General features: G+C 47.2%; 18 protein-coding genes. 17 read left to right on the top strand and 1 reads right to left on the bottom strand.

What is annotated here, in order from left to right; all coding sequences use genetic code 11:
* Positions 1-62: 62 nt before the first annotated feature.
* From V5J77_RS17680 to V5J77_RS17600, 17 genes are all read left to right on the top strand, one after another.
* Entirely contained in the window at positions 63-1,091 is a 1,029-nt protein-coding gene (locus V5J77_RS17680) for an AI-2E family transporter (RefSeq protein WP_338552126.1), read from the top strand.
* Between the two features lie 324 nt (positions 1,092-1,415).
* Positions 1,416-2,702 (top strand): S-layer homology domain-containing protein, encoded by a 1,287-nt coding sequence (locus tag V5J77_RS17675; protein ID WP_338552125.1) that lies wholly within the window; start codon positions 1,416-1,418, stop codon positions 2,700-2,702.
* A 12-nt stretch (positions 2,703-2,714) separates the two neighbouring features.
* The gene (locus tag V5J77_RS17670) at positions 2,715-6,107 is read left to right on the top strand and encodes a DUF5704 domain-containing protein (protein ID WP_338552124.1); all 3,393 of its coding nucleotides are present in this window, start codon (positions 2,715-2,717) and stop codon (positions 6,105-6,107) included.
* Positions 6,108-6,131: 24 nt separating this feature from the next.
* The gene (locus V5J77_RS17665; RefSeq protein WP_338552123.1) at positions 6,132-8,300 is read left to right on the top strand and encodes a CdiA family toxin C-terminal domain-containing protein; all 2,169 of its coding nucleotides are present in this window, start codon (positions 6,132-6,134) and stop codon (positions 8,298-8,300) included.
* Positions 8,301-8,319: 19 nt separating this feature from the next.
* Positions 8,320-8,685 (top strand): ribonuclease toxin immunity protein CdiI, encoded by a 366-nt coding sequence (gene cdiI / locus V5J77_RS17660; RefSeq protein WP_338552122.1) that lies wholly within the window; start codon positions 8,320-8,322, stop codon positions 8,683-8,685.
* 355 nt (positions 8,686-9,040) lie between these two features.
* Entirely contained in the window at positions 9,041-10,135 is a 1,095-nt protein-coding gene (locus tag V5J77_RS17655) for a hypothetical protein (RefSeq protein ID WP_338552121.1), read from the top strand.
* A gap of 71 nt (positions 10,136-10,206) precedes the next feature.
* A complete protein-coding gene (locus tag V5J77_RS17650; protein ID WP_338552120.1) occupies positions 10,207-11,208 on the top strand; it encodes a hypothetical protein in 1,002 nt (333 codons plus the stop codon).
* Between the two features lie 17 nt (positions 11,209-11,225).
* Positions 11,226-11,660, top strand: a complete 435-nt coding sequence (locus tag V5J77_RS17645; RefSeq protein WP_338552119.1) for a hypothetical protein — start codon at positions 11,226-11,228, stop codon at positions 11,658-11,660.
* Positions 11,661-11,996: 336 nt separating this feature from the next.
* Positions 11,997-13,154 (top strand): WXG100 family type VII secretion target, encoded by a 1,158-nt coding sequence (locus tag V5J77_RS17640; RefSeq protein WP_338552118.1) that lies wholly within the window; start codon positions 11,997-11,999, stop codon positions 13,152-13,154.
* Positions 13,155-13,643, top strand: coding sequence for a hypothetical protein (locus V5J77_RS17635; RefSeq protein WP_338552117.1), 489 nt, complete (start codon positions 13,155-13,157; stop codon positions 13,641-13,643).
* 234 nt (positions 13,644-13,877) lie between these two features.
* The gene (locus V5J77_RS17630) at positions 13,878-14,429 is read left to right on the top strand and encodes a hypothetical protein (RefSeq protein ID WP_338552116.1); all 552 of its coding nucleotides are present in this window, start codon (positions 13,878-13,880) and stop codon (positions 14,427-14,429) included.
* Between the two features lie 24 nt (positions 14,430-14,453).
* Complete coding sequence (locus tag V5J77_RS17625; RefSeq protein WP_338552115.1) at positions 14,454-15,560, top strand: hypothetical protein; 1,107 nt, start codon at positions 14,454-14,456, stop codon at positions 15,558-15,560.
* A gap of 355 nt (positions 15,561-15,915) precedes the next feature.
* Complete coding sequence (locus V5J77_RS17620; RefSeq protein ID WP_338552114.1) at positions 15,916-16,245, top strand: hypothetical protein; 330 nt, start codon at positions 15,916-15,918, stop codon at positions 16,243-16,245.
* Between the two features lie 530 nt (positions 16,246-16,775).
* Positions 16,776-17,123: an AraC family transcriptional regulator gene (locus V5J77_RS17615; RefSeq protein WP_338552113.1), complete on the top strand. Its 348-nt coding sequence runs from the start codon at positions 16,776-16,778 to the stop codon at positions 17,121-17,123.
* Positions 17,124-17,426: 303 nt separating this feature from the next.
* Entirely contained in the window at positions 17,427-18,080 is a 654-nt protein-coding gene (locus V5J77_RS17610) for a stalk domain-containing protein (RefSeq protein WP_338552112.1), read from the top strand.
* Positions 18,081-18,554: 474 nt separating this feature from the next.
* Positions 18,555-20,309: a HAMP domain-containing methyl-accepting chemotaxis protein gene (locus tag V5J77_RS17605; RefSeq protein ID WP_338552111.1), complete on the top strand. Its 1,755-nt coding sequence runs from the start codon at positions 18,555-18,557 to the stop codon at positions 20,307-20,309.
* Positions 20,310-20,389: 80 nt separating this feature from the next.
* The gene (locus tag V5J77_RS17600; protein ID WP_338552110.1) at positions 20,390-24,070 is read left to right on the top strand and encodes an amino acid adenylation domain-containing protein; all 3,681 of its coding nucleotides are present in this window, start codon (positions 20,390-20,392) and stop codon (positions 24,068-24,070) included.
* An 89-nt stretch (positions 24,071-24,159) separates the two neighbouring features.
* Here the strand turns inward: V5J77_RS17600 and V5J77_RS17595 are convergent, their stop codons facing one another.
* Complete coding sequence (locus V5J77_RS17595) at positions 24,160-24,456, bottom strand: hypothetical protein (RefSeq protein WP_338552109.1); 297 nt, start codon at positions 24,454-24,456, stop codon at positions 24,160-24,162.
* Between the last annotated feature and the right edge of the window lie 48 nt (positions 24,457-24,504).

The following is a 24,504-nucleotide window of genomic DNA, read 5'->3' as shown; positions in this document are numbered from 1 at the left end:
CTGGAGCCGTATAAGGTGAAAGGGTTCAAGGAGACGAGACTAGATAAAAATGAGGGAAGTCTATGGAAGCGTTGCGCACATTTTTTGCCCATTCAGTTATTAGAAGAATCTTGTTTATTATGTTGGTTGTGCTGTTGTTCTACAGCCTTCACAATATGCTTAATTTATTGCTGCTGCTCTTTCTGGTAACGTTCGTTATGGGACGGCTCGAAGGGTTTGTAACGAAAAAGCTCAGCAAGCTGTTTCCGATATCTCCTATTTTGGTGACGGTTGTGTTATACGTCTTGCTTGTGACCGGATTAGTTTTCGGAATATCTAATTATTTGCCTAAAATGATCAATCAAGTCGTGGATATGATTAATAATATTACGAGGTTTTTAGACACCTCACAAGACAACCATATTGTCGGAGTGCTGGTCGATGCTCTGGAGAAGGTGGACTACCAGAAGTATTTGGGCAGCGCCGTCGATTACATTATGAAGCTGGGAAAATGGCTGGAAATTATTTTGTTCGTTATTTTGCTTAGCTTTTTCTACCTTTTGCAAAAAAACAAAGTCAATCAGTTTACCGAGAAATTCCGTTATAGCAAAATTTCCTGGGCCTATCGGGAGTTTCATTATTTCGGCAGCAAATTTGCTTCTTCCTTCGGCAAGGTAATAGAGGTTCAACTGCTGATTGCCCTATTTAATACAGCGCTGACGATGATTGGGCTTTGGATACTCGGTTTCCCTTATTTAATTGCACTTACGATTATGGTGTTCCTGCTCAGCCTGATTCCGGTGGCAGGCGTTATCATTTCGTTCATCCCGATTGGTATTATTGGCTACCAGATCGGCGGGCTGTCGATGGTGCTGTGGGCGATTGGCATGATCTTGGTCATCCATGCGGTGGAAACCTACTTCCTGAATCCAAGGCTATATGCGCACAAAACAAAGCTTCCGATGTTCTATACGTTTATCATTCTGATCTTTGCCCAGCATTATATGGGCATATGGGGCCTTATTATCGGTATCCCAATCTTCATGTTCCTCATGGATGTGCTGGATGTGGAGAAGCCGGAGAATACAGAATTAAATAAGAAAACTTCATAACTCATTGTTTAAGCTGTCGAGGATATCTCGGCAGCTTTTTTAGTATGTTTTTTAGCGAAAAGAGTGCTTGAATTCTCTGGCATTGAAGATATATCCAAACTATCAATAATATTCGATACGTCATTTGTGTACTGAAAAAGTCATGTTTTAGGATTCTGGAGGGTGAAAATGTAGATATATGTTTTAAATCTATTACTATTTACATATAAAATGTATTGCAAATTAGTTCGTTAGATGTAATTATGATGGGATAGGAATTAATATCCTGTAATCCATTTTTAAACAGAGTCTTTTATCTTTACAAGCGATGAGGAGAGTTGAACAATGAGAACAAGTATTAAAGCCATAATAGCATTTGTTGTATCTGCCAATTTATTAATGACTAGCAGTGTGGTAATGGGGAAGGAAGCGGTGACAGCAAGGCAAGACCTGTCAAGTGTGAGAGAAGCTTATGCAAGTACAAGTGCTGCTCCCGTTTTCACAGATATAAAGGGCCACTGGGCAGAATCAACTATTAAGAAAGCAGTATCGGATGGTTATTTAAAGGGCTATTCCAATGGTACATTTAAGCCGAATGGTTTGATTACACGAGCAGAACTCGCAAGTGTGCTAGTTCGAATAACCAAAAATAAAAATGACGGCAGCAAAGCAAGCTTTACGGATGTGCCGGGAAGCTACTGGGCGGCCAGTGCGATTAACGGAGCAGTTGGAACGGGCTTTATTAAACCAGGAGATGCACCAGGAGCGAAATTTAGTCCCAATCAGGCGATGACTAGATACGATATGGCGAAGTGGTTTTCACAAGGTCTTGTGCGAAGTGAGCCCAGCTTTGTAACTGCTATAAAAGATGTAGAGGGGACACTGCTGCCGTTTACAGAAACATACCATACAGGAATTAGCAAAACTCAAACGCCATATATAGCGATAGCTAGAGGAACAGGGCTGATGAAGGGCAAACCCGATCAGAGCTTTGGACTAAAGGATACGACTACACGTGCAGAAGTGGCCGTCATGATCTACCGTTATTTGAAAATTGAAGGAACTAAAGCCGAAAATTATATGGGATTAAATGAATTGCGAGAAGTGGGCTTGTATGGAACGAATGTAATGAGTTTTGGCAAGGCAAGGGACATAAAAGGTGTAGATGGAAAGCCTAGAAATATACATAGTGTGATGGGAAAGACGTTTAATCTGGCCTACGGCTTTGGGAGTTTTACGTTAGATCGCGTCATCGTCGTAAATTTATCTGAAAAAATCGGTAGCGAAGAACGCGGGATTTATGGAGAAATGTTTTATGATGAAATATTTAAGGGCTGGTCAGCATACACCGAGCAAACCGTAACAGCAAGCAGAGAAATGGATAACATATCTCGTTACATTAATGGCTATCCAACTCTAACAGGAGCTCCTCTGACAGGTGACCTGCCTGAAAAATATGGTTATGAAACTATGCCTACAGACTCTGGAAAGGGAGCCAAATATGAAGCGTTTTCGGATTTTGTAAGCGTAGGTAAGCCCAGAACGTTTTGGACCGGTATAAGTGCTTTTAGAACACCTACTTTTCTAACGGCAGCAGATGGCACGGAGGCCACTGTCTATATGTACTGGTAGAATAGAGGAGAAATGAAGACTAAGAGAGTTTTTCTTTCGCTAATGGTGCTAGGAACATGTATGGCCTTTCTACTTTCGAGTGGAAATGAAAAATCGGTAAGGGCTGCTGAGGCGGCTCCTCCCGTCGCCTACGATATTAAATTCAATCCACTATCTGCAAATTATACAGGAAGTAAGCAGCATAAATATTATCCAGTCATAGCTCAAACAATCGCTACCCCTAAAATCATGTGGTACCAAATCGACAACGGGAATTTTTGGGCTGATTCTGCGGACTCCATCGGAGAAGGATATCCGGGAAGGGCTGAAGCGGATAATGGAAATACAAATCCTGCTACGAGAGATACGGCTCCTTATCCTGTACCGACCACATTTATTGGGGTTACACGAATGGCTTTATATGCACCTGGAACATTCAAGGATGCTGAAGGACATGAGCATAGGCTAACTCAGGATAAATATGGTTTATCTTCGACCCCGTCGGAACATGCCTTCATTAATGAGTCATCGTGGCCTGGAGCACAAGGAGTTTGGTTAAATCCTGGCAGAACAAATAATAAATTTCTGGTGTATAAAGTTACCACAGGTGGTCCGAATAAAACGAATAGATATGAAACTGGAAATAAAAGACCTGGCGGACAAGACAAGTTTATCGTTGAGTATTGGTTTGAGACACAGCTTACGTGGCGAGGTGAAGACGAACAAATTAAGGAAATACGCATACAGGGAGCTTCTCCTAGCGCAGTGGGAGCAACTTCTCAGTTAACGGCCCAAATAAAAACGGAAGGGTTTGAGGCGAGGGATTGGCAAAATACAGCTACAAATGTAATTTGGAAAAGTGATCGCTCGGCCGTCATTTCCGTTGATGAACAAACAGGTCTAGTGACCGCACATAGCCGAGGCTCGGCTGTGATTACGGCAAACTGGAAAGACAATGGGGCAAATGGGTATAACATTACGGCGAGAATTACGCTGACGGTGGGAGCTACAACGTGTACTGGAGCAAGCTGTACGCCTGGAGCCTCGGTTATCTGTGAAGCGCAGCCAGGATTAAGCCGAAGTCAAACCTCGATAACGCCGGATGCCCGAGGCGAGATTCGGGCAGATGCGCGAGGAGCAGAGCAGTTCGATGTGAGCAAGGGGATTCCGAGCAGTGACGCGCTGTATGCGAATGTATTTGGCAAAGCGTATCTGTTTGACTATACATTTGATCAAGAGGAAGGAACCTGTACGTTTAAAATTCCGGTGTCCAAAACGTATACGTTGAAATGGCAGACGGAGGAATCAGATGGTACAGATTCGGATGGCAACCCAAGGACTAGAACGGTCCGTCATCAAGAATCCGAGACGGTAACGACGGTGTATGATGTGGAGCGGCCGTTTTCCTATTGGGAAATCACGACGTTCGATGCATGGGGACTCAAGCAAGCGACGCTGAATCAATATGCACTGCCTTATGGGGCGATTACGCTGCTGCCAAACGGCTATACCGCGCCGGATGTGCAAGGGGGCGTGACGGCTGAGCATATGGAGAAGCCGCCGTACCGTGCGAAGGTGCTGTCAGGAGAAACGATTGATGGGGGCGGCAGCCGTCCGAGCGTGCCGTCGGAGGACTGGACCGAAGAAGCAGAGGGGCAGGTCGGGCGCATCAAGGTATGGAACGACCGTCTGGATTTTGACGGCTCCGTCATCATGGACGACGTGCAGCAGGACGATGAAACCCCAGAGCCAATTGATATCGTAGAAGCCGAGGAGATCGGAGAAGATGTGCTCTATGAAAGCGGCTTAATCATACCTGGTACGCGGGCGAACAGCCGGGATGAGCCGAGTGATGGCATCCTGTCGTACGAGAGCCTGCTGAGCATCAATGGGGAGGGGGATGTTCAAACGTTCCCGATTGAAGGGCTCAATACGGTGACCGTCCACACCCCGGTGGTCAATGATTCCGAAGCACCGGATGAAAATCGCGGCTTTGATCAGAGCGTCATCCCGAATATGGCGCGAACGGTGCTTGTGCTGGGACGGGAGTTTTCCGTCGACTTTGATGAGACGGCGCCGCATTTGAATCAGCTCGGATACGGCAACCGGGACTATGCGAGATATACGCGAAACAAACGAATTGTATTCCCGTTTGATGTGTACCACGGAAGCACCTTCTATCCCGCGCAAACGTGGATTGATTATCCTGTCGGAGCAGCGAAGCAAACATACCGCATTCCGGTCTGGGTACCGGAAGGGAACTACGATGCGGTGACGCAGGCGTGGGCGATTAATACACCGGATGGCTCGTCGGCGTATCAGACGGACTTGAATGGGGATCTCGCGAACTATGGAGCGAGCCGCACGCTGCTCTTTACGGTGCAAGGCCGCATTTCAGATTTCACCATTACGGACATTGGCGACCTGCGCTATGAATCGGTGTTTCGCACGGCGAAAGGCTCGAAGCAGCATTCAGGTTATGTCTATGAATCGGGTGGACGAACGAAGGATCGAGAAGAGACGAATCTAGCGAGCCAGCCTTCACGGCTATTGCCGATTCGACCAGGCTCGCATCCAAGAGAAGCGGCCACGGTGCCGCATAATGGCTATCCCATCTCGTTCTACTTTGAAACTATCGGGAGCTACAGCGGCAAGGACGCAGGCATCCAAATCCAGCCAAGCTTCTGGTTTGTGAGCAAGCAGGGCGGAAATGCGCAGGAGGTGGACTTGTACTACGACGTATCCGGGCCACGGAATAAGCTGATTAAGGTCGGCTCGGCGCGGGATCAGGAGCTGTACAGCCGAACGTATCAGCTGGCGGATCTGCTGCGCGGGGTGACGACGACCTCGCTGAGCCAAGCAGCGAGCTATGAGTATGACTATCTGTTATCGCCAGCGAATCGGTTTGGCGCTTCGTGGGAGAAGTTCTGGAAGCACTACATTACGCGGAAAACGGTTATTAGTGCAGGATACAGCCTAGAAGAGCTGTCGTATGCGTCCCGCACGCTAGTGGGGCCAAGCGGTGCACAGGTGCCGGCTAGTGTGAATGCGGTGCAAGCGCTGCGGAGCGTGCAGCGGTGGTACGGGGAGTATAGCCTGCCAATCGCACCGTATGTGCTGCCGAAGGGCACGAATATTTTAGAGGTGGCCAGGCAAAACGGCGGGGCGCTCAATGGCAGTGAGGGCGCGTTTTTGAAAAATGGCTATCTGATGGTTCATTTTGACCTGAGTGCGTACCAGCAGGAGCGCAAGGCAAATCCAGAAATCCGGTATGACGCGCCGATGGCGAATATGTGGGAAATTGAAGGACAGCCGCTTAGCAGCGTGAGCTATAGCGGTCAGACGTACCGCTTTCAATACGGGGATATCGCAATGTTTGAATCGAGCTTCTCGGTGCGCAACGACTTCCAAGGCACGGGGAGATAGAACGAGTGGGCGAGGAGGTGTACAATGGCTGGAAAGCAGGTTGTATTTAAACCGGATGAAGTGAGGCGCCTGCAGCAGCAGATGGTGCGAATCGGGGCTGACACGGATGAGCTGCGACGGCGGGTGAGCGGGAAGATTGCGAGCTGGGATCGCTCTTTGCCGATGCTGAGCAGCCTGGAGCAAATCCAGCGGCAGCTGACGGGCTTGACGCAGGAAGCCGAGCAGATGACGGAAGTGATCAGCAAAGCGCTGAAGGGCATCGAGCGGGTGCAGGCGGAAGCGGCGCAGGAAGCGAAGCAACTGGCGAAGGGTCTGAGCGGGCTGGAGCGTTTTGACCTGTTGAAGCGAGTAGGGACGACAGGCGGCGGCAGCTACACGCCCGTGCCCGTTACTTTCCGTCCGATGGTGACGAATCTAATCGACCGAATCTTGCCGCAAGCCAGCCGGGACCGCTGGTCGAGTGATCCGTTGGTGAAGGAGCTGCGGCGGGTCGCAGGCCTGCAAGGTGCGACAGCGGCAGAGAAGCTGGATGCGGAAATGAAGCTGGAGGCGATTTTCGCGGAGCGGGATCTGATCGCGAAGGCGCAGACGGCGTATGCGGTGTACAAGCAGTTCGGCAATCATCTGCTGATGGCGGAGATGCACAAGCAGGCGGAGATCAGCCGAGAGAAGCTGAAGGAGCTTGGGGTAGCAGAGAGCTATTTTGCCCCCAACGTCAATATGACGAGCTATTTCAAGCAGGTGCCGCTGCTGGCGTGTGACTATGATCCATCGTTCGCGCTGGAAGGAGATCTGACGACACGGGTGCCGCTGCCGGACAATGCACGTTATCTCTTTATGGTGATGATGGCGCAAACGCAGGGTCCGACGGGCGAACTGGCGAGGGTGCAGCTCAAGGAAATTCATGCATTGCAGCAAACGATTCGAACCGCAGCGGGCGGATTAGTCGCCAATGTGCAGCAGGGACAAGTCAAGGGCGGTCTAAAAGACCTGCTGACAATATTGCAAGCGAGCCAAGCTTTGAGTAAATATGGTCCCCAGCCAAAGGAGCCAGAAGTACCGAAGACAGACGGTAAGGAAGAAGGGGCGCTGGAGAAGTTCTGGAGACAAACCGCCTTGCAGGTCACGCAAAGCTTAGCAGACGGATGGAAGCAAATTCAAGCAGAGGGACAAGAGGTCTTAGACGGGTTCCAGGAAAAAACAGCTCAGTTGGAGAATTTGCTTAGTGAAGGGTTAACAAACGGTAAGCAGATCGTAATAGAAGGCTATAATCAGGCAGAGACTTGGTTAAATGACATGTATGCCGATTTGGAACCGACACTGAGTCAGGGCAAGCAGGGTTTTTATAATTTCAGCGGGGGATTTATAGCGGCTGTGGATGATGCCATGTTTTTTGGTCTAGCGCAGCATGTAGTAGAGAGCAATAATGAAGGAAGCGGAATGGCTAAGGATACGGTAGGCTATCAGCTCGGGAAAGTAACGGGCGATACCGTGATGTTAGTGGGCGGCCTCATGGCGCTGGCAGGAGGCATTGGTGGAGAAGTAGGGGGAACGGCTCTGTATGCAACAGGATTTGGTGCTTTGGCTGGGGCTCCCATCCAAGTAGCAAGCTGGGGTCTCTTGGTCGGCGGAGGCACGGTAGTCGTTCAAAGCGGAAAAAACATCCCCGGTGACGTCGGCGATTTGTTCTCTAATATATGGAAGTCGGATAGCGGCCCGAAAAGCAAAGGGGATATTGATGTTCCTAAGGTTGATGCTGAGGGGACGGGAAATGTTAAGTTCTCACCCAATTTAGATAACCACATTATTAAAGTAGACACTACTGTACCTCGTAGTAGAGGAATCGGGGGCGCTCATAATAGAGATGAATTTATGAATAACAATATAAATATTACCAACGTTGAGCCGCATCCAACTATGGCTGGTGTAGAAAAAATAACGTACCAAGTTCCTTCTATAGATGGAAAAACAGGTGAAATTACTGGATGGAAGGCGACTTCCTTTAAGAAAACTGTATATGATCCAAAAGTTATTTCTGACCAAGATTATCTTAAGTATGGAAAGGAAGCGGCAAACAATGCTGCTACAAAAGGGACACTAGGTAATCCGTGGGTTGGCTATGATAGTAATGGTGTAAAGTGGATGGGTTACTCAAAAGATGGGGAAGTAACATCGTTCTTTCCTGAATTCTAAGCTAAGGGGCAATAAACTAATGAAAAGAGATTTCAGATTGTTAGATTCGGATATTCAAGATAAAAGTCATTTTCCGATTACGGCGTTTTTTAATAGTATTTCAAATTCTGATTTCGTGGAAACAGTCAAACATTTTAGTTTAGGTATTGGAGTAGGCATTAATGCAACAGTATGTCTATTCCCTGACGATTTAGACCCTGATGAAGATAAGTTTGATGGTGTTATGTTCTCACTACATGATGAAGAAGTCGTAGTAGATTATCGTACATTTTTTTATTATCTTCGGTTAGCATGTTCAGTATATTTGGAAGGTACTCCAAATGATAAGGATGTTATTGAGGGTTACCTAAAGCAAATTAGAGAGAAGCATAATTTAGTTAGCTGATACAATCATCAACATGAGAGGCGGCTGATGAAATAGCACCACCCAGTGCCGAATGAACCCATCATTCAACTAATACCACATATAGCCCATGTAATATCCGTATAAATATTTCTCCATATTGATTGTACGCACAATAATGCTTGAATTTTATAAGCTAAATAACGCTATTCCGTTTCATCGAACAGGTCGATTATGGTCAGAGACCACCATAATTGACCTGTTTTTTGTAATGTTCGCTTTTCTGAGTTTTTTCTAATATGAGCCGTGGGGTATTGCAATGTTTGAATCGAGCTTCTCGGTGCGCAACGACTTCCAAGACACAGGGAGATAGAACGGGTAAGCGAGGAGGTGTATAATGGCTGGAAAGCAGGTCGTATTTAAACCGGATGAAGTGAGGCGCCTGCAGCAGCAGATGGTGCGAATCGGAGCGGACACGGATGAGCTGCGGCGGCGGGTGAGCGGGAAAATAGCGAGCTGGGATCGCCCCTTGCCAGTGTTGGAGAGTCTGGAGCAAATCCAGAGGCAGTTGACGAGTTTGACGCAGGAAGCGGAGCAGATGACGGAGGTGATCAGCAAAGCGCTGAAGGGCATCGAGCGGGTGCAGGCGGAAGCGGCGCAGGAAGCGAAGCAACTGGCGAAGGGGCTGAGCGGGCTGGAGCGTGTTGACCTGTTGAAGCGGGTAGGGATGACAGGCGGCGGCAGCTACACGCCCGTGCCCGTCACCTTCCGTCCGATGGTGACGAACCTGATCGACCGAATCTTGCCGCAAGCCAGCCGGGACCGCTGGTCGAGTGACCCGTTGGTGAAGGAGCTGCGGCGGGTCGTAGGTCTGCAAGGCGCGACCGCGGCAGAGAAGCTGGAGGCGATCTTCGCGGAGCGTGATCTGATCGCGAAGGCGCAGACGGCGTATGCGGTGTACAAGCAGTTCGGCAATCATCTGCTGATGGCGGAGATGCACAAGCAGGCGGAGATTAGCCGAGAGAAGCTGAAGGTGCTTGGCGTAGCAGAGAGCTATTTTGCCCCAAACGTCAATATGACGAGCTATTTCAAGCAGGTGCCGCTGCTGGCGTGTGACTATGACCCATCGTTCGCGCTGGAAGGGGATCTGACGACACGGGTTCCTCTGCCGGACAACGCACGTTATTTGTTTATGGTGATGATGGCGCAAACGCAGGGTCCGGCAGGTGAACTGGCGAGGGTGCAGCTCAAGGAAATTCATGCGTTGCAGCAGACGATTCGGGAAGCAGCAGGAGGATTAGTCACGGCTGTACAGCAGGGACAAGTCAAGGGCGGTCTAAAAGACCTGCTGACAATATTGCAAGCGAGCCAAGCTTTGAGTAAATATGGTCCCCAGCCAAAGAGCCAGAAGTACCGAAGACAGACGGTAAGGAAGAAGGGGCGCTGGAGAAGTTCTGGAGACAAACCGTCGAGCAGACAAAGCAGGGCTTAGCAGACGGATGGAAGCAAATTCAAGCAGAAGGCAAAGAGGTATTAGACGGGTTCCAGGAAAAAACAGCTCAGTTGGAGAAGCTGCTCAGTGAAGGATTAACAAGCGGTAAGCAAATGATAATAGAAGGCTATAATCAAGCTGATGCTTGGTTAAATGATATGTATGCGGATTTGGAACCGACACTGATTCAGGGTGAGCAGGGTTTTTATAATTTCAGTGGGGGATTTATAGCGGCTGTGGATGATGCCATGTTTTTTGGTCTAGCGCAGCATGTAGTAGAGAGCAATAATGAAGGAAGTGGAATGGCTAAGGATACGGTGGGCTATCAGCTCGGGAAAGTAACGGGCGATACCGTGATGTTAGTGGGCGGCCTCATAGCGATGGCAGGAGGTGTTGGTGGCGAAATAGGGGGGACGGCACTGTATGCAACAGGATTTGGTGCTTTGGCTGGAGCTCCCATCCAAGTAGCAAGCTGGGGTCTCTTGGTCGGCGGAGGCACGGTAGTCGTTCAAAGCGGAAAAAACATCCCCGGTGACGTCGGCGATTTGTTCTCTAATATATGGAAGTCGGATAGCGGCCCGAAAGGCAAAGGGGATATTGATGTTCCTAAGGTTGATACTGGGGGTACGGGTAAGATTGACTTAACAGAGCCGACACTTCCTCCGGGAGGAAAACCTAAAGGTAAATATGAAAAGCCTGACCCTAACGAACCGAATCCAATAACATTTCAGAATGAAGCGGCAGATTTATTAGCAAGCAAAGGCTATGATATTGAAATGTTGCCCAACACAAAGGGGGGGAATGGCTATGGCATTAAACCTGCCTCCAACCCTGACTTCCTTATTAATGGTAAGCCCTTTGATTGTTATTCTCCAGAGACGCTTAAGGTTAGGAATATCTGGGCAACCGTAGTAAAAAAGACCGAAGAGCAAGCAAGCCGAATTGTAATGAATTTAGACGGATATAAGGGTTCATTGAATGAACTATACGAACAGTTCAAGAAGTATGAAATTCCTACATTGGATGAGCTAATTATTATTAAAGATGGACAGATGACGAGATTAAAACCTTAAATAAGGAGAAGAAGCCCATGTTTTGTAATTTTTATTTTGGAGGGTATTCTGATTTCAGTGAATTGAAGATTTCAGTAGCAAGACTATTTCAGGATGTTGATATAACGGAAACTGATGATAATCTCACAATCTCTAGTGATGGATTTACATTATCCATTAAGGAGGGTGGATATGGCGTAATGTTTGCAAGTGAGGATTATGATATTGAATTAAAGTTTAGTGGCTACATTGATATTATAGTTTCCCATACGAATTGGGCATATGAATTAATGGTCTTCATTGGGACATTACTTAATGAAATGGATGGAGACTGTATTCTTGAGTTGAATGATAAATCAATACTATTACGAAAGGATAATGTTATAACTGTTGACGATAAGAAGTTGAGTGGAACGGTTAATTTTCCTTTTTACGGGTTGGGGTTGGTTTATCAGATTGGAGATATAGCTTAGGAATTGTGCTTGGGTTTGTGAAACTTGAGGGGCTACCCAGTGCCGAATGAACCCATTATTCAACCAATAACACATATAACCCATGTAATAGCGGTATAAATATTTCGTCATTTTGTTTGTACGCACATCAAATGCTTTAATTTTTTAACCTAAATATCACTATTGCATTACAAAAAACAGGCTGATTATGGTCAGATACCACCATGACTAACCTGTTTTTTGTTATCTTCGCTTTCCCCCTGTTTTTTCAAAATTCTGCGCAACTTTAGAATATCCGACAGCGATATAGACGGTAAGGAAGAAGGGGCACTGGGGAAGTTCTGGAGACAAACCGCCTTGCAGGTCACGCAAAGCTTAGCAGACGGATGGAAGCAAATTCAAGCAGAGGGACAAGAGGTCTTAGACGGGTTCCAGGAAAAAACAGCTCAGTTGGAGAATTTGCTTAGTGAAGGGTTAACAAACGGTAAGCAGATCGTAATAGAAGGCTATAATCAGGCAGAGACTTGGTTAAATGACATGTATGCCGATTTGGAACCGACACTGAGTCAGGGCAAGCAGGGTTTTTATAATTTCAGTGGGGGATTTATAGCGGCGGTGGATGATGCCATGTTTTTTGGTCTAGCGCAGCATGTAGTAGAGAGCAATAATGAAGGAAGCGGGATGGCTAAGGATACGGTAGGCTATCAGCTCGGGAAAGTAACGGGCGATACCGTGATGTTAGTGGGCGCCCTCATCGCGATGGCAGGAGGTATTGGTGGAGAATTAGGGGGAACGGCTCTGTATGCAACAGGATTTGGTGCTTTGGCTGGAGCTCCCATCCAAGTAGCAAGCTGGGGGCTCTTGGTCGGCGGAGGCACGGTAGTCGTTCAAAGCGGAAAAAACATCCCCGGTGACGTCAGCGATTTGTTCTCTAATATATGGAAGTCGGATAGCGGCCCGAAAGGCAAAGGGGATATTGATGTTCCTAAGGTTGATATTGAGGGGACGGGACAAGGTCCTAATGTAGGGAGTATAGTTAAGGACGGGAGTAAAACAAGATATACTAACCCGGCAGGCAACGAATTAACTTGGGTTGATCAACATCCGAAAAATATTAGTCGTGATATTGAGACATTCCTGAATAGTCCTAATATAGGTAAAGCAACAGAGGGGAAAGTTGCAAAATTTGTTTCTGAACAGAAAGAGGTTACAGGTTTTGGGCAAAAGGTTCAGAGGGCAGATAAAACGCCTGCGGGAGATTTTGATGTATTGACAAAAGATGAAATTATTGAAGTGAAAGCTTCTGCTAGTGCATTAAAAGTAGATCAAATTGAAAAGTATATAAAAACAAATCACAAAGATTTTTTGAATCCAGAAAATCGAAAAGTAATTGTGTATATTGAAGAGCCTCTAGTAAATCTAGCACCGGAACAATTACAAAAATTGAATAAGATTAAGAGTATGGGCGCAATCGTAGTTAATTCACTTGAAGAATTGAAAGGAGTTTTAAAGTAAATGGGAACCTCGTCATTTTTTTTAGTTGAGAGAGATATATATTCTTCTGACAATTTACTGTCTTCCGTAATGTTAGCCTCGTTTCATTCTGACGCGATGCTTTACTACAGGAATGAAAAGTACTTTACCGAAGGCAACCAATTTAAGTATACGACCATTAGTATTATGTATAATCCAGATGTTGATGAAAATAAGTTTTTAATTTATATTGATGGAGTTATGAACGATGGACTTGAGTTTTATAATACCGGACAATTTTCAGGATTGGATCCATCACTGAGCTTATATCAGGTTGGCTGTATTGAGGATGTGTATGATAACGAGGAGTTACTTTTTAGTTTTGTTTATGAATATTTGAAGTTAAACCCCAATCAATATTATTGGTTGGGAGGTTACAATTGGGTCTACAGTTGGGAGGATATGCAAAAATTAAAATCGTTACCGTATGACCCAGATTGGTGCTATAAGAATCCTATAACTAACTTGTGAGGCTTTACAGTCCTAACAACAGGATCGTACAATACAACAAACAAACAAACAAACAAACAAACAAACAAACAAACAAACAAACAAACAAACAAACAAACAAACAAACAAACAAACAAACAAACAAACACTAAGCAATTCAAACACTTGATAAACTTCCAAAGCTCTTTACAACTTGTTTTATGAGTAGGAATGAGCTTTTTTTGTGTTCAGAAAAAAACGAAGGAGCTGAATGATATGACGAAACGAGAACAGGAAGTAAAGCAGCTAGGATTGATTGCACAAGCACAAGCAGAGTACTACATTACGCGGAAAACGGTTATTAGTGCAGGATACAGCCTAGAAGAGCTGTCGTATGCGTCCCGCACGCTAGTGGGGCCAAGCGGTTCACAGGTGCCGGCTAGTGTGAATGCGGTGCAAGCGCTGCGGAGCGTGCAGCGGTGGTACGGGGAGTATAGCCTGCCAATCGCACCGTATGTGCTGCCGAAGGGCACGAATATTTTAGAGGTGGCCAGGCAAAACGGCGGGGCGCTCAATGGCAGTGAGGGCGCGTTTTTGAAAAACGGCTATCTGATGGTTCATTTTGACCTGAGTGCGTACCAGCAGGAGCGCAAGGCAAATCCAGAAATCCGGTATGACGCGCCGATGGCGAATATGTGGGAAATTGAAGGACAGCCGCTTAGCAGCGTGAGCTATAGCGGTCAGACGTACCGCTTTCAATACGGGGATATCGCAATGTTTGAATCGAGCTTCTCGGTGCGCAACGACTTCCAAGGCACGGGGAGATAGAACGGGTAAGCGAGGAGGTGTATAATGGCTGGAAAGCAGGTTGTATTTAAACCGGATGAAGTGAGGCGCCTGCAGCAGCAGATGGTGCGAATCGGAGCGGACACGGATGAGCTGCGGCGGCGGGTGAGCGGAAAGATCGCGAGCTGGGATCGCTCTTTGCCGATGCTGAGCAGCCTGGAGCAGATTCAGCGGCAGCTGACGGGCTTGACGCAGGAAGCAGAGCAGATGACGGAAGTGATCAGCAAAGCGCTGAAGGGCATCGAGCGGGTGCAGGCGGAAGCGGCGCAGGAAGCGAAGCAGCTGGCGAAGGGGCTGAGCGGGCTGGAGCGTTTTGACCTGTTGAAGCGGGTAGGGACGACAGGTGGTGGCAGCTACACGCCCGTGCCCGTTACCTTCCGTCCGATGGTGACGAATCTAATCGACCGAATCTTGCCGCAAGCCAGCCGGGACCGCTGGTCGAGTGATCCGTTGGTGAAGGAGCTGCGGCGGGTCGCAGGCCTGCAAGGTGCGACAGTGGCAGAGAAGCTGGATGCGGAAATGAAGCTGGAGGCGATTTTCGCGGAGCGGGATCTGATTGCGAAGGCGCAGACGGCGTATGCGGTGTACAAGCAGTTCGGCAATCATCTGCTGATGGCGGAGATGCACAAGCAGGCGGAGATTAGCCGAGAGAAGCTGAAGGTGCTTGGCGTAGCAGAGAGCTATTTTGCCCCAAACGTCAATATGACGAGCTATTTCAAGCAGGTGCCGCTGCTGGCGTGTGACTATGATCCATCGTTCGCGCTGAAAGGGGATCTGACGACACGGGTGCCGCTGCCAGACAATGCACGTTATCTCTTTATGGTGATGATGGCGCAAACGCCGGGACCGACGGGCGAACTGGCGAGGGTGCAGCTCAAGGAAATTCATGCGCTGCAGCAAACGATTCGAACCGCAGCGGGCGGATTAGTCGCCAATGTACAGCAGGGACAAGTCAAGGGCGGCTTAAAAGACCTGCTGACAATATTGCAAGCGAGCCAAGCCTTAAGTAAATATGGCCCCCAGCCGAAGGAGCCAGAAGTACCGAAGACAGACGGTAAGGAAGAAGGGGCGCTGGAGAAGTTCTGGAGACAAACCGTCGAGCAGACAAAGTAGGGCTTAGCAGACGGATGGAAGCAAATTCAAGCAGAAGGCAAAGAGGTATTAGACGGGTTTCAGGAAAAAATAGCTCAGTTGGAGAATTTGCTTAGTGAAGGGTTAACAAACGGTAAGCAGATCGTAATAGAAGGCTATAATCAGGCAGAGACTTGGTTAAATGACATGTATGCCGATTTGGAACCGACACTGAGTCAGGGCAAGCAGGGTTAGTATCAAGAATATCCGAGAGTTTGTTTTTAGATTAGACGGCAATACACCTGAGTTGAAACAGGCAGTTGAAAATAGCCTAAATCAACTTAGGAAAGAGTTTCCTGATTACAAATTTAGCGCTATCTTTGGAGGTATGAAATAAATGTCTGTCAGTGTAATGATCCTTAATCCGCAAAATGATTTTGAAAAACACTTTTTTCTTCCAGTTGCTACTGAATCATTTTTTAACCAATACTGGCAACCTGGGATTGTACATTTGGAATTAAAGTGGGTAATTCTATTTTCAACAGGCGTTGATGTAGAAGAGGAATATCTACCTAACATTTTTGCTGAACTAATTTTATTAAAAGAATGGGCGGATCAAAATTTACAAGAGGAACAGAAAAATAGATTATTTGAAAGAGTAGATGGACTTATGGAGAAACTGCCCAAAGCATTTCAACGTAAAGACGCTGTTGTTTTTATAGGATAGTCCGAGGTGTGGTCTTTTTCGATATCTGATATGATGGTGGCGGCTGATGAAATAGACCCCACCCAGTAATACCCGTATAGAGATTTTGTAATTTCGTTTGTATGCACATCATGCTAAATTTTATAACCTAAATATCGCTATTGCGATACATCAAACAGGTTGATTATGGTCAGATACCACCATGATTGACCTGTTTTTTGTAATGTTCGCTTTCCTGAGTTTTTTCTAATATGAGCCGTGGGATATTTCAATGCTCGAATCGAGCTTCTCGGTACGCAATGACTTACAGGAGTTTGGGGAGATAGAACAGATAAGCGAGGTGGTGATAGGTTTTCCAATCGTAGGCACGAACTTCTTGAATGCAGCGGCGGTTCTCGGCGATCATAAGCTGCGGGGCATTGCAGACGTTAGTGGCGAGAGTGTATGGACGTTTGGGGGAAGTTCTGACCTTGGCGCCGGATCTAATTATCGTGCCAAACTTTCTGGATGCAAGGGAGTTTTAGGAAGCATCAAAATCGCCCTTACGGTAGTTGTTGATTGTTCGCGAAAGTGCCGGGCGGGTCGGCTTCGGAGATAGTTATTATTTTAGCTGGCGCTTTAAGCAAAAGACGGGGCTTACACCGGCGCAATATATGCAGGAGTCTGGTCGCGCTCCGCGTATATTTTCGATTCAAAATATTGGGGAGCTGCTGGTGCTTGGCAATCGTCCGATTGCGGTGAACAGCGAGATGTTTCCTGTTTTTGAAGAAGAACTGCTGCGCGGTGTTCATCGTATTGAGGAGCCTGTTGATGCAGAGCAAATTATGCGGCGCAGTCCCGATTTAATATTGTATCCCAGTTTTACGCGGGTGGCTAGGAAATTGCATCCGGCCGGGTGAGACGGCATCGGCGTTCGTTTATGTGGATCAGACGCTGTATATGTATGGGACGCATCATTTTGGGCATACGCTCTATAAACTACAATCCGATTACGCTCGATAAGCATTTGGCGGAAGTCGTAAGGCTGCTTGAAGAAACGGGCTCATGAGCTACGCTTCTGGTTCCTCAGATGTAGTCTTCTAGTCGGTTGCTTGGAAGAAGAAAGGAAATTAGAACTATTTTTGCATATAATGGTTTTGGAAGCATACAGAGAAGGTAATGATGGGGGGAATATTATTTTCAATAGATTGGGGTAGATAGATGTGAAAAGCAAAAAAATGGTCATTTCCGCTGCGGTGTTCGGCATGGTGCTTACTGGCTCGGTGGGCGTCTATGCAGGAAGCAATTTGGAGCAAATTAAAGCATATTTAAATAATGGCTTAAAAATCGAGCTTAACGGCAGCGCTTATACGCCAGTTGATGGAAATGGCGCCAAACAGGCTCCCATTACTTATAAAGGCTCGACCTATTTGCCCGTGCGCTCGATTGCAGATGCTCTGAACGTGCCCGTTACATACGATGCGGGGAGCAATAAAGTGAAAATTGGCAGCAGCAGCTCTGCGGGAGGCGGCGGTACCGACAGCAATGTGTACACTGGCCTGCGTCCGAAATATTTGCCGGCAGATTTCCCGATTCCGAAGGATGCGAAAATAAAAGAGACGGTGGAAAACAACCGGGACAACAAAAAATCGGTGTATTTTGTCTATGAGACGCAAAATGATTTAGAATCGCTTGGTGTATCCTACAAAGCTTACTTCCAGATGAAAGAGCTGACGGATACTTCAGAGGATGTGAGCAGCACATCATTAACGATGGCAGGCAAAAAGGGTGATGATATAGCTGTCACGATTACCGGTGCTCCTGACCGGGACAAGGATGGCTATAACGAAATGACAGTGGTATGGTCAGGCAAGTGATGTAGTCACTTGGACAAGCTGTTACACTAGGTTTGAGAGTAGGCGGACACAGGGATTTCCTGTCGTCCGCTTATTTGCGTTTTGCCTGTTGTATAAATTTTTACATAAGATAAATAACAATTTAGCAAAATCTATTACTATTCGTATCGAATAGGTCGATAGTATTAATAGTATCTGTTGAATAATGTATTGAACTAGTTTGAGGGGAAACTTTCGGCAGATCAAATATAGAGATATAAGTAGAAAAGCGAGGGAGTGATCAATGTTTAGAATTTTCTGAAAAATAAACCGGTATAAGGCTAAAGTACGAATCGGGATTCATTGAGTTTCGAAAATAAAACTTTAGTCGCGGTCATTGGTGGGAATCAAATAGAGTGCAGCCAACTGCATCAGCCAGATGACAGTGCCGTGGGTGAACCGTCGCAATCATTTTTGAAAGTAGCTTTACATCATACACATAGGAGCGTTGACATAATGCAATTCATAAAACGAATGTCCTTTTTTTCTAAAAATTTGCTGCTTGCCTTCTTTAACATTGTATTAATTGGATCGATCTTAATTGCATCAGGCTATATCATTCAGAAGGACATTTTGATAAAGCAGCTTCGCGGACAAATTAGCGCCATTACACAGGAATGGGCACAGGAAATGGACCCTGCCAAAATCCAGCAAGCGATTACCGAGAATAGCTATGAAGGCGCAGTACAGCTGGAATTGAAAGCAACGCTGGATCTGATACATAAATATAATCCAAATATAGCGCAAGCGTATGTATTTGGTACTGAGCTTGCAAATGGCAACCAAACGTCAATTATCGCGATGCCTACGAATCTGGTTGAGGCTTTCTCCAGCGAAAATATGGGCGTTGGCGCCATGTATGATCAGCCGGTGGCAATGTCCACCGCTATAACCGAAATGCTGAATACGGGTGTTCCTACGTTTACAAGCTTTTACTCAGATGATTTCGGTATTTGGACGACCATTCTTTATCCAATCAAGGACAGCAGCGGCAAAATATTCGCTTTCTTCGCGGCAGACGTAGATGCGAGCGCTGTACCTAATGGTCTTAAGACTTTGCTGATCAGCGGCATTACGATCATGCTTATATTCCTTGTGCTCATTTTCTTGCTTCAATTCTTTATTTCACGTATGACAATGAAGCCGATTAAAGAGCTCATTAGAGGCATTGAGGAAGTGAGCGGAGGCAACTTGAATGTCGAGCTGAAATCGGGTGTCGACGATCTTGGTGTCGTTAATCACAAATTCAACATTATGATTCGCCGGATTAACGACATGATGGTCAAAGTGCGACTAACATCGCATGCTGTAACAGATTCGGCTAAATCCTTGTATGAGTTCTCCGAAAAAAACAGCAAGACGGTAGAAGAAATTACTGAAAATATGCGGGAAATCAACGTTGAAATTGCTAACCAGGAGTTATCCTCCAGCGAAGCGGCCAAAGCGATGAATGAAATGTCCACCGTTATTCAGAACATTGCTCAAAGCTCCTCGAGTGTAGCTGAAGAAGCGGGCGACATGGAGCATAAATCGAAGGAAGGCAATCGAGTTGTAGGTCAGGTTGTCCAGCAAATGGAGCAGATTGAAAAGTTTGTAGTGGAATCCTCGAGCGCTATTCAATCCCTTGCCAGCCGCTCGCAGGAAATTGAAAACATCGTTTCGCTCATAATGGGAGTTGCGACGCAGACGAATCTTCTAGCGCTGAACGCAGCGATTGAAGCGGCTAGAGTCGGCGAGCATGGCAAAGGCTTTGCCGTTGTAGCAGGCGAGGTTCGCAAGCTCGCTGAGCAGTCCAATAGCTCGGCAACCCAGATTTCCACGTTGATTAAAGAAATCCAGCAGGAAATTACGACAGCTGTTGATGCACTCAATCTGGGGACTGGCCAAGTTCGTACGGGCTTGCAAATTTCCAGCGAAACGGGTTCGCTTCTGGACGATATTTTGTCCGCTACTCGCAGTGTAACGCTCCAAATTCAAGAAGTATCAAGCTCTACAGAGCAAATTTCCGCAGGTACGGAGGAGTTGACGGCTACGGCTGAAAATTTGTCGGCTTCCGCTGGCATTACAGCTGCAAACAGTGCGAAAATTTCCAAATCAATTGTCGAACAAAAAGAATCGATGAATGCCATTGTGGAATCGTCGACGCAATTGACACAAATGTCGGAAGAACTGCAAGAGCTCATCAATCATTTCCAAGTCCGTACTTCTTAATCCCGGTATAACTATCATAAAGGGAGTCCTGCGGCTGCTTGCAGCTGCAGGGCCATTCCCCCACAGGAGGTTTTACAATTATGACGGAAAATAAACACACTACTACTAACCAGATTGCTTCCAGCGAATTTGTCCTATTAATCCCACTAGATTTTTCGCGTCATAACCGCACGTATTCTTATGCAACGGAAGAATATGCGCTGGGCGAACAGGTAAGCCAACTGATAGAAACGAGAAAAGAACAGGATGTAGAAGCAGAGTCGGCGGCGGCTTATGCAGCGCTCGTATACCGACTTTCAAGCGAGAAGCAGTTGCTCATAGGTGTTCAGGGAGCTCAGGACAAGGTTAAGCCATGGTTCGTGCAAATTGAAGAAACGAACACATTTGCTAGCCTGAAAACCTCGTTGTTACAAGCTGTAAATGATGAATCATCCTCGGACCAAGCCTATTATGACACTCGCTTCTCGCATCGACACCCGGTACAGCCAACTTCGGAAATACTTAACCTTCAGCTTCTAGAACGTAGTGGGAAGTGGCAGCTCAGCATTCAATATGATCAATCGTTGCTGGAAAAAGCGACCATAGACCGCTATGCCGCCTATTATACGACCTTGCTCCTAGCGGCCTTAACTGATGCGGACGTGCATGTGGCAGCTATTAATCTACTAACGGATGCGGACCGACTCGTATATGAGAAAATGAATGCAACAACCGGCGCTTATGACCGCAAGCAGACGATTCATGGCATGATTGAGCTTGCTGCAGCGCAGCATGGTGAGCGAACGGCTGTATCGTCCGTGCATGGTGAGCTTACCTACCGTCAGCTCAATGAGCAGGCAAATCAAATGGCGAACCTGCTGCTCAGCAAAGGCGTGAGCAAAGGCGATTTTGTCACCATATACATGGAGCGAAGCTTGGAGCTCATTGTCAGCTTGCTTGGTATTTTGAAGGCGGGAGCCGCTTATGTGCCGCTAGACCCTGAGCACCCGGAGGAGCGCAACCGTTACATTTTGCAAGATACCCGGTCGGTGTTCGTGCTGACCAAAGCAAAATATGAGGAGCAGGCGCAGCATCAATCGGAAGGGCTTGAGCAGTTGAAGGAAATTATTGTAGTGGAGCATATCGCTTATGACAAAATAGAGGCTGCGAACCCCAACGTTCAGGTAGCGCCGGATGATTTGGCTTATATTATTTATACGTCCGGCTCTACGGGAAGACCTAAGGGAGCTCTTATCGCGCACGAGGGAGTCGTTAATCTCGGTGACACGGTGCGGCTGGATTGTGAAATTGGACATGAGGATATACTGACGCAGTTCGCTACCTACAGCTTTGACGCATCGGTATGGGATACGATTGGAGCATTGTTCTATGGAGCTCATTTGTACCTATTGTCCCCAGAAGAGCGCGTGTCTGTCGAAGAATTTGCTTCAGCCATTGAACGGACGAAAACAACGATTATTACGATTTTGCCAACCGTCTTTTTTAACCAGCTTTCTGCGTATTTATCGGATGAAGGTTACAAAAAGCTTGCAGGCGTAAAGCTGATCACCGTAGCAGGAGAGGCGCTTTATGGCGAGCAGGTTCGGGCGTTCCAGCGGAAGTTCCAAGACAACATTGCGATCGTCAATGTATATGGGCCAACGGAATGCACCGTGTGCACCACAACGCATAAAATCAGCGGTTATATTACCGATGATTTAACAAATGTTCCAATTGGCAAGCCGATTCAAAACTACAAGGTGTATATCGTCAATGAGCTGAACCAGCTATGCCCTGTGCATGTGCACGGCGAAGTGCTGATCGAAACAATCGGCCTTGCAAAAGGGTATTTAAATCAACCGGAGAAAACGGCGGATGCGTTTGTAGCCAACCCATTTGGCGATGGCCTGATTTATAAGTCAGGCGATATTGCGAAGCTGCTGCCGGACGGCACTATCGAATATGTGGGTCGCCGGGATTCGCAAATTAAAATTCGCGGACATCGCATTGAGATTGGGGAAATCGAAGACAGCTTCTCCAAAATTGCCAATGTGCAAAACGTAGCCGTTATCTGCAAAAAGGATGCACAGGAGCAAAATATGCTCGTCGGCTTCTTTACTTCAAAGGACGGTAAGCCGCTCCCTACCATCACCATTAAGCAAGAGCTGGGCGATAAGCTGCCCTCTTATTTTGTACCGAAATGGATCGTCCAATTGGACGAAATGCCGATTTCGCCAACCGGAAAAATCGACCGGAAAAAGCTTCAAAGCTATTCCTATCAAGAGGAGCAGATCAGCGTAGACTACGTTGCCCCTCAAAATGGCATTCAACGAATGATTGCGGGCGCATGGGCAGAAGCACTCAGCCTTGTGCATATCGGCATTCATGATGATTTCTTTACGATTGGCGGCGACTCGCTCGGAATTATTCATATTCTAGCAAGCCTTAAGCCATATTACCCGGAATTGAAAATTAATGATTTATTTCAATATAGAACGATTGAAGCGATTGCGGCGCGCATTGAGCAGCTTGCTGCCGAAGCGCCAGAGCAGCAGCAGTCGGCACGCCATGTTGGGCCAGCCTTGCCATTGGAAGAATTGCCGGCTATGCGCTACAAGCCTGAGCGGTCTGCCCGCTTTGATCAGCAGCCGAAGGGCGTACTGTTGACTGGAGCTACCGGCTATTTAGGCGGATATTTGCTCTATGAGCTGCTTATGCAAAGCGATGCAACTATTTATTGCCTCGTACGGCCAGGAATAGAGCCAGGCGAAGCGAGACTTCGGAGCCATATTGCTCATTATTTTGGAGATGCGGCGATTCCATTAATGGCGGGGCGCGTTGTAGCGGTAGAAGGCAACTTGGAAGCGCCGCGGCTCGGGCTTGAGGAGCAGCAGTATCAGCGGTTGATAAGCAGCTTGGATGCAATTATGCACAGTGCAGCGGATGTGAGGCATTTTGGCGAGGAGGGACAATTTGCCCGTACGAATGTGCTCGGGACGGCATATTTGCTGGAGCTTGCCGCTGCTTGCCGACAAACGATCCGCTTCCACCATATTTCCACGCTGGGTATTCCGGAAGATCTCGCTTTAAGCGGCCAATGGGAGGCTGTAGTAGCGTCAGGGGAGCTTGCGCCGGAGCTGCGAGTTGATAGTCTCTATACGAACAGTAAGCTGGAAGCGGAGAAGCTGCTGTATGCTGCTGCTGAGCAAGGCGTTCCCGTCAGTATTTATCGGGCAGGAAATTTATCCTGCCACTCGGTAAGCGGCAGCTTTCAGCGAAACATTGACAGCAATGCATTTTACCGGATGCTCAAATCAATGCTGCTGCTTGGACAAGCGCCAGAGGTCACTTGGGACCTCGATATTACGCCAATTGATTATGCCGGACAATCCATTGTGAGCCTGGCACTTAAGCCGGATACGGCTGGGGGCGTCTACCACATTTGCAACCCGGAGCCGCTACCATACGAAAGGCTGATGGACATGCTGCGCGGCAGCGGCTATTCCATCGAAACGTCAAGCCCAGCTGCCTATACGAAGTGGCTGCTTGATAAAGCCATTCCAAAAAATCAGGAGGGTGTGCAGCTCGCAATCGCGCAATTGGAGGGCGACGGGGCGAAGGACTCGGCCTATCGCTATAGCTGCGAGCTGACAAGCGCTGCCTTGCAGTCATCGGGCATTTCATGCGCAGCGCCTAATGAGCAGTTAATCGGAAATATGCTTGCGTATGCGACGGCAATTGGCTACTTCCCGCAGGCAAGTGAGCGTCGTCCAGTCAGATAGTTGAGTGACCCATACACAAAACGCCAAGCTTCAGACCTGTGAAGGGCTGAGGCTTGGCGCTTTTTATTCGGTAAGAAAGGTGGAGCGGGTTAAAAGCTTGGGTTTGGCTTCTGGAAGCTTCTGCTGAGATTTTCAGCGTCAAGATCACGCACGCGCTTCTCGAAATCCTCCAAAACATCAATTAAATAGGATTCACCATCAGCTTCTGCTTTGAAAATAAACTTATCGACATCGTGGATGACCACATCGTGGCCGCACAATTTAAGGCATTTGGCGTAATCCTCTACAGTAGGCTGCTGGTTTTCTTCCAGAAAAATCAACCCGTGCAGTGTCTTCGTTTCATGGGGACGAATGATTTTGAAATGTACGGTATGTTGGATAGACATATGGGCTTCCTCCTTATTCTTCCGGGCTCACTTCTATTATAATCCATT

The organism is Paenibacillus sp. KS-LC4, from assembly GCF_036894955.1.
Classification (GTDB): Bacteria; Bacillota; Bacilli; order Paenibacillales; family Paenibacillaceae; genus Pristimantibacillus.
This window is presented reverse-complemented; position numbering and strand designations above follow the sequence as displayed.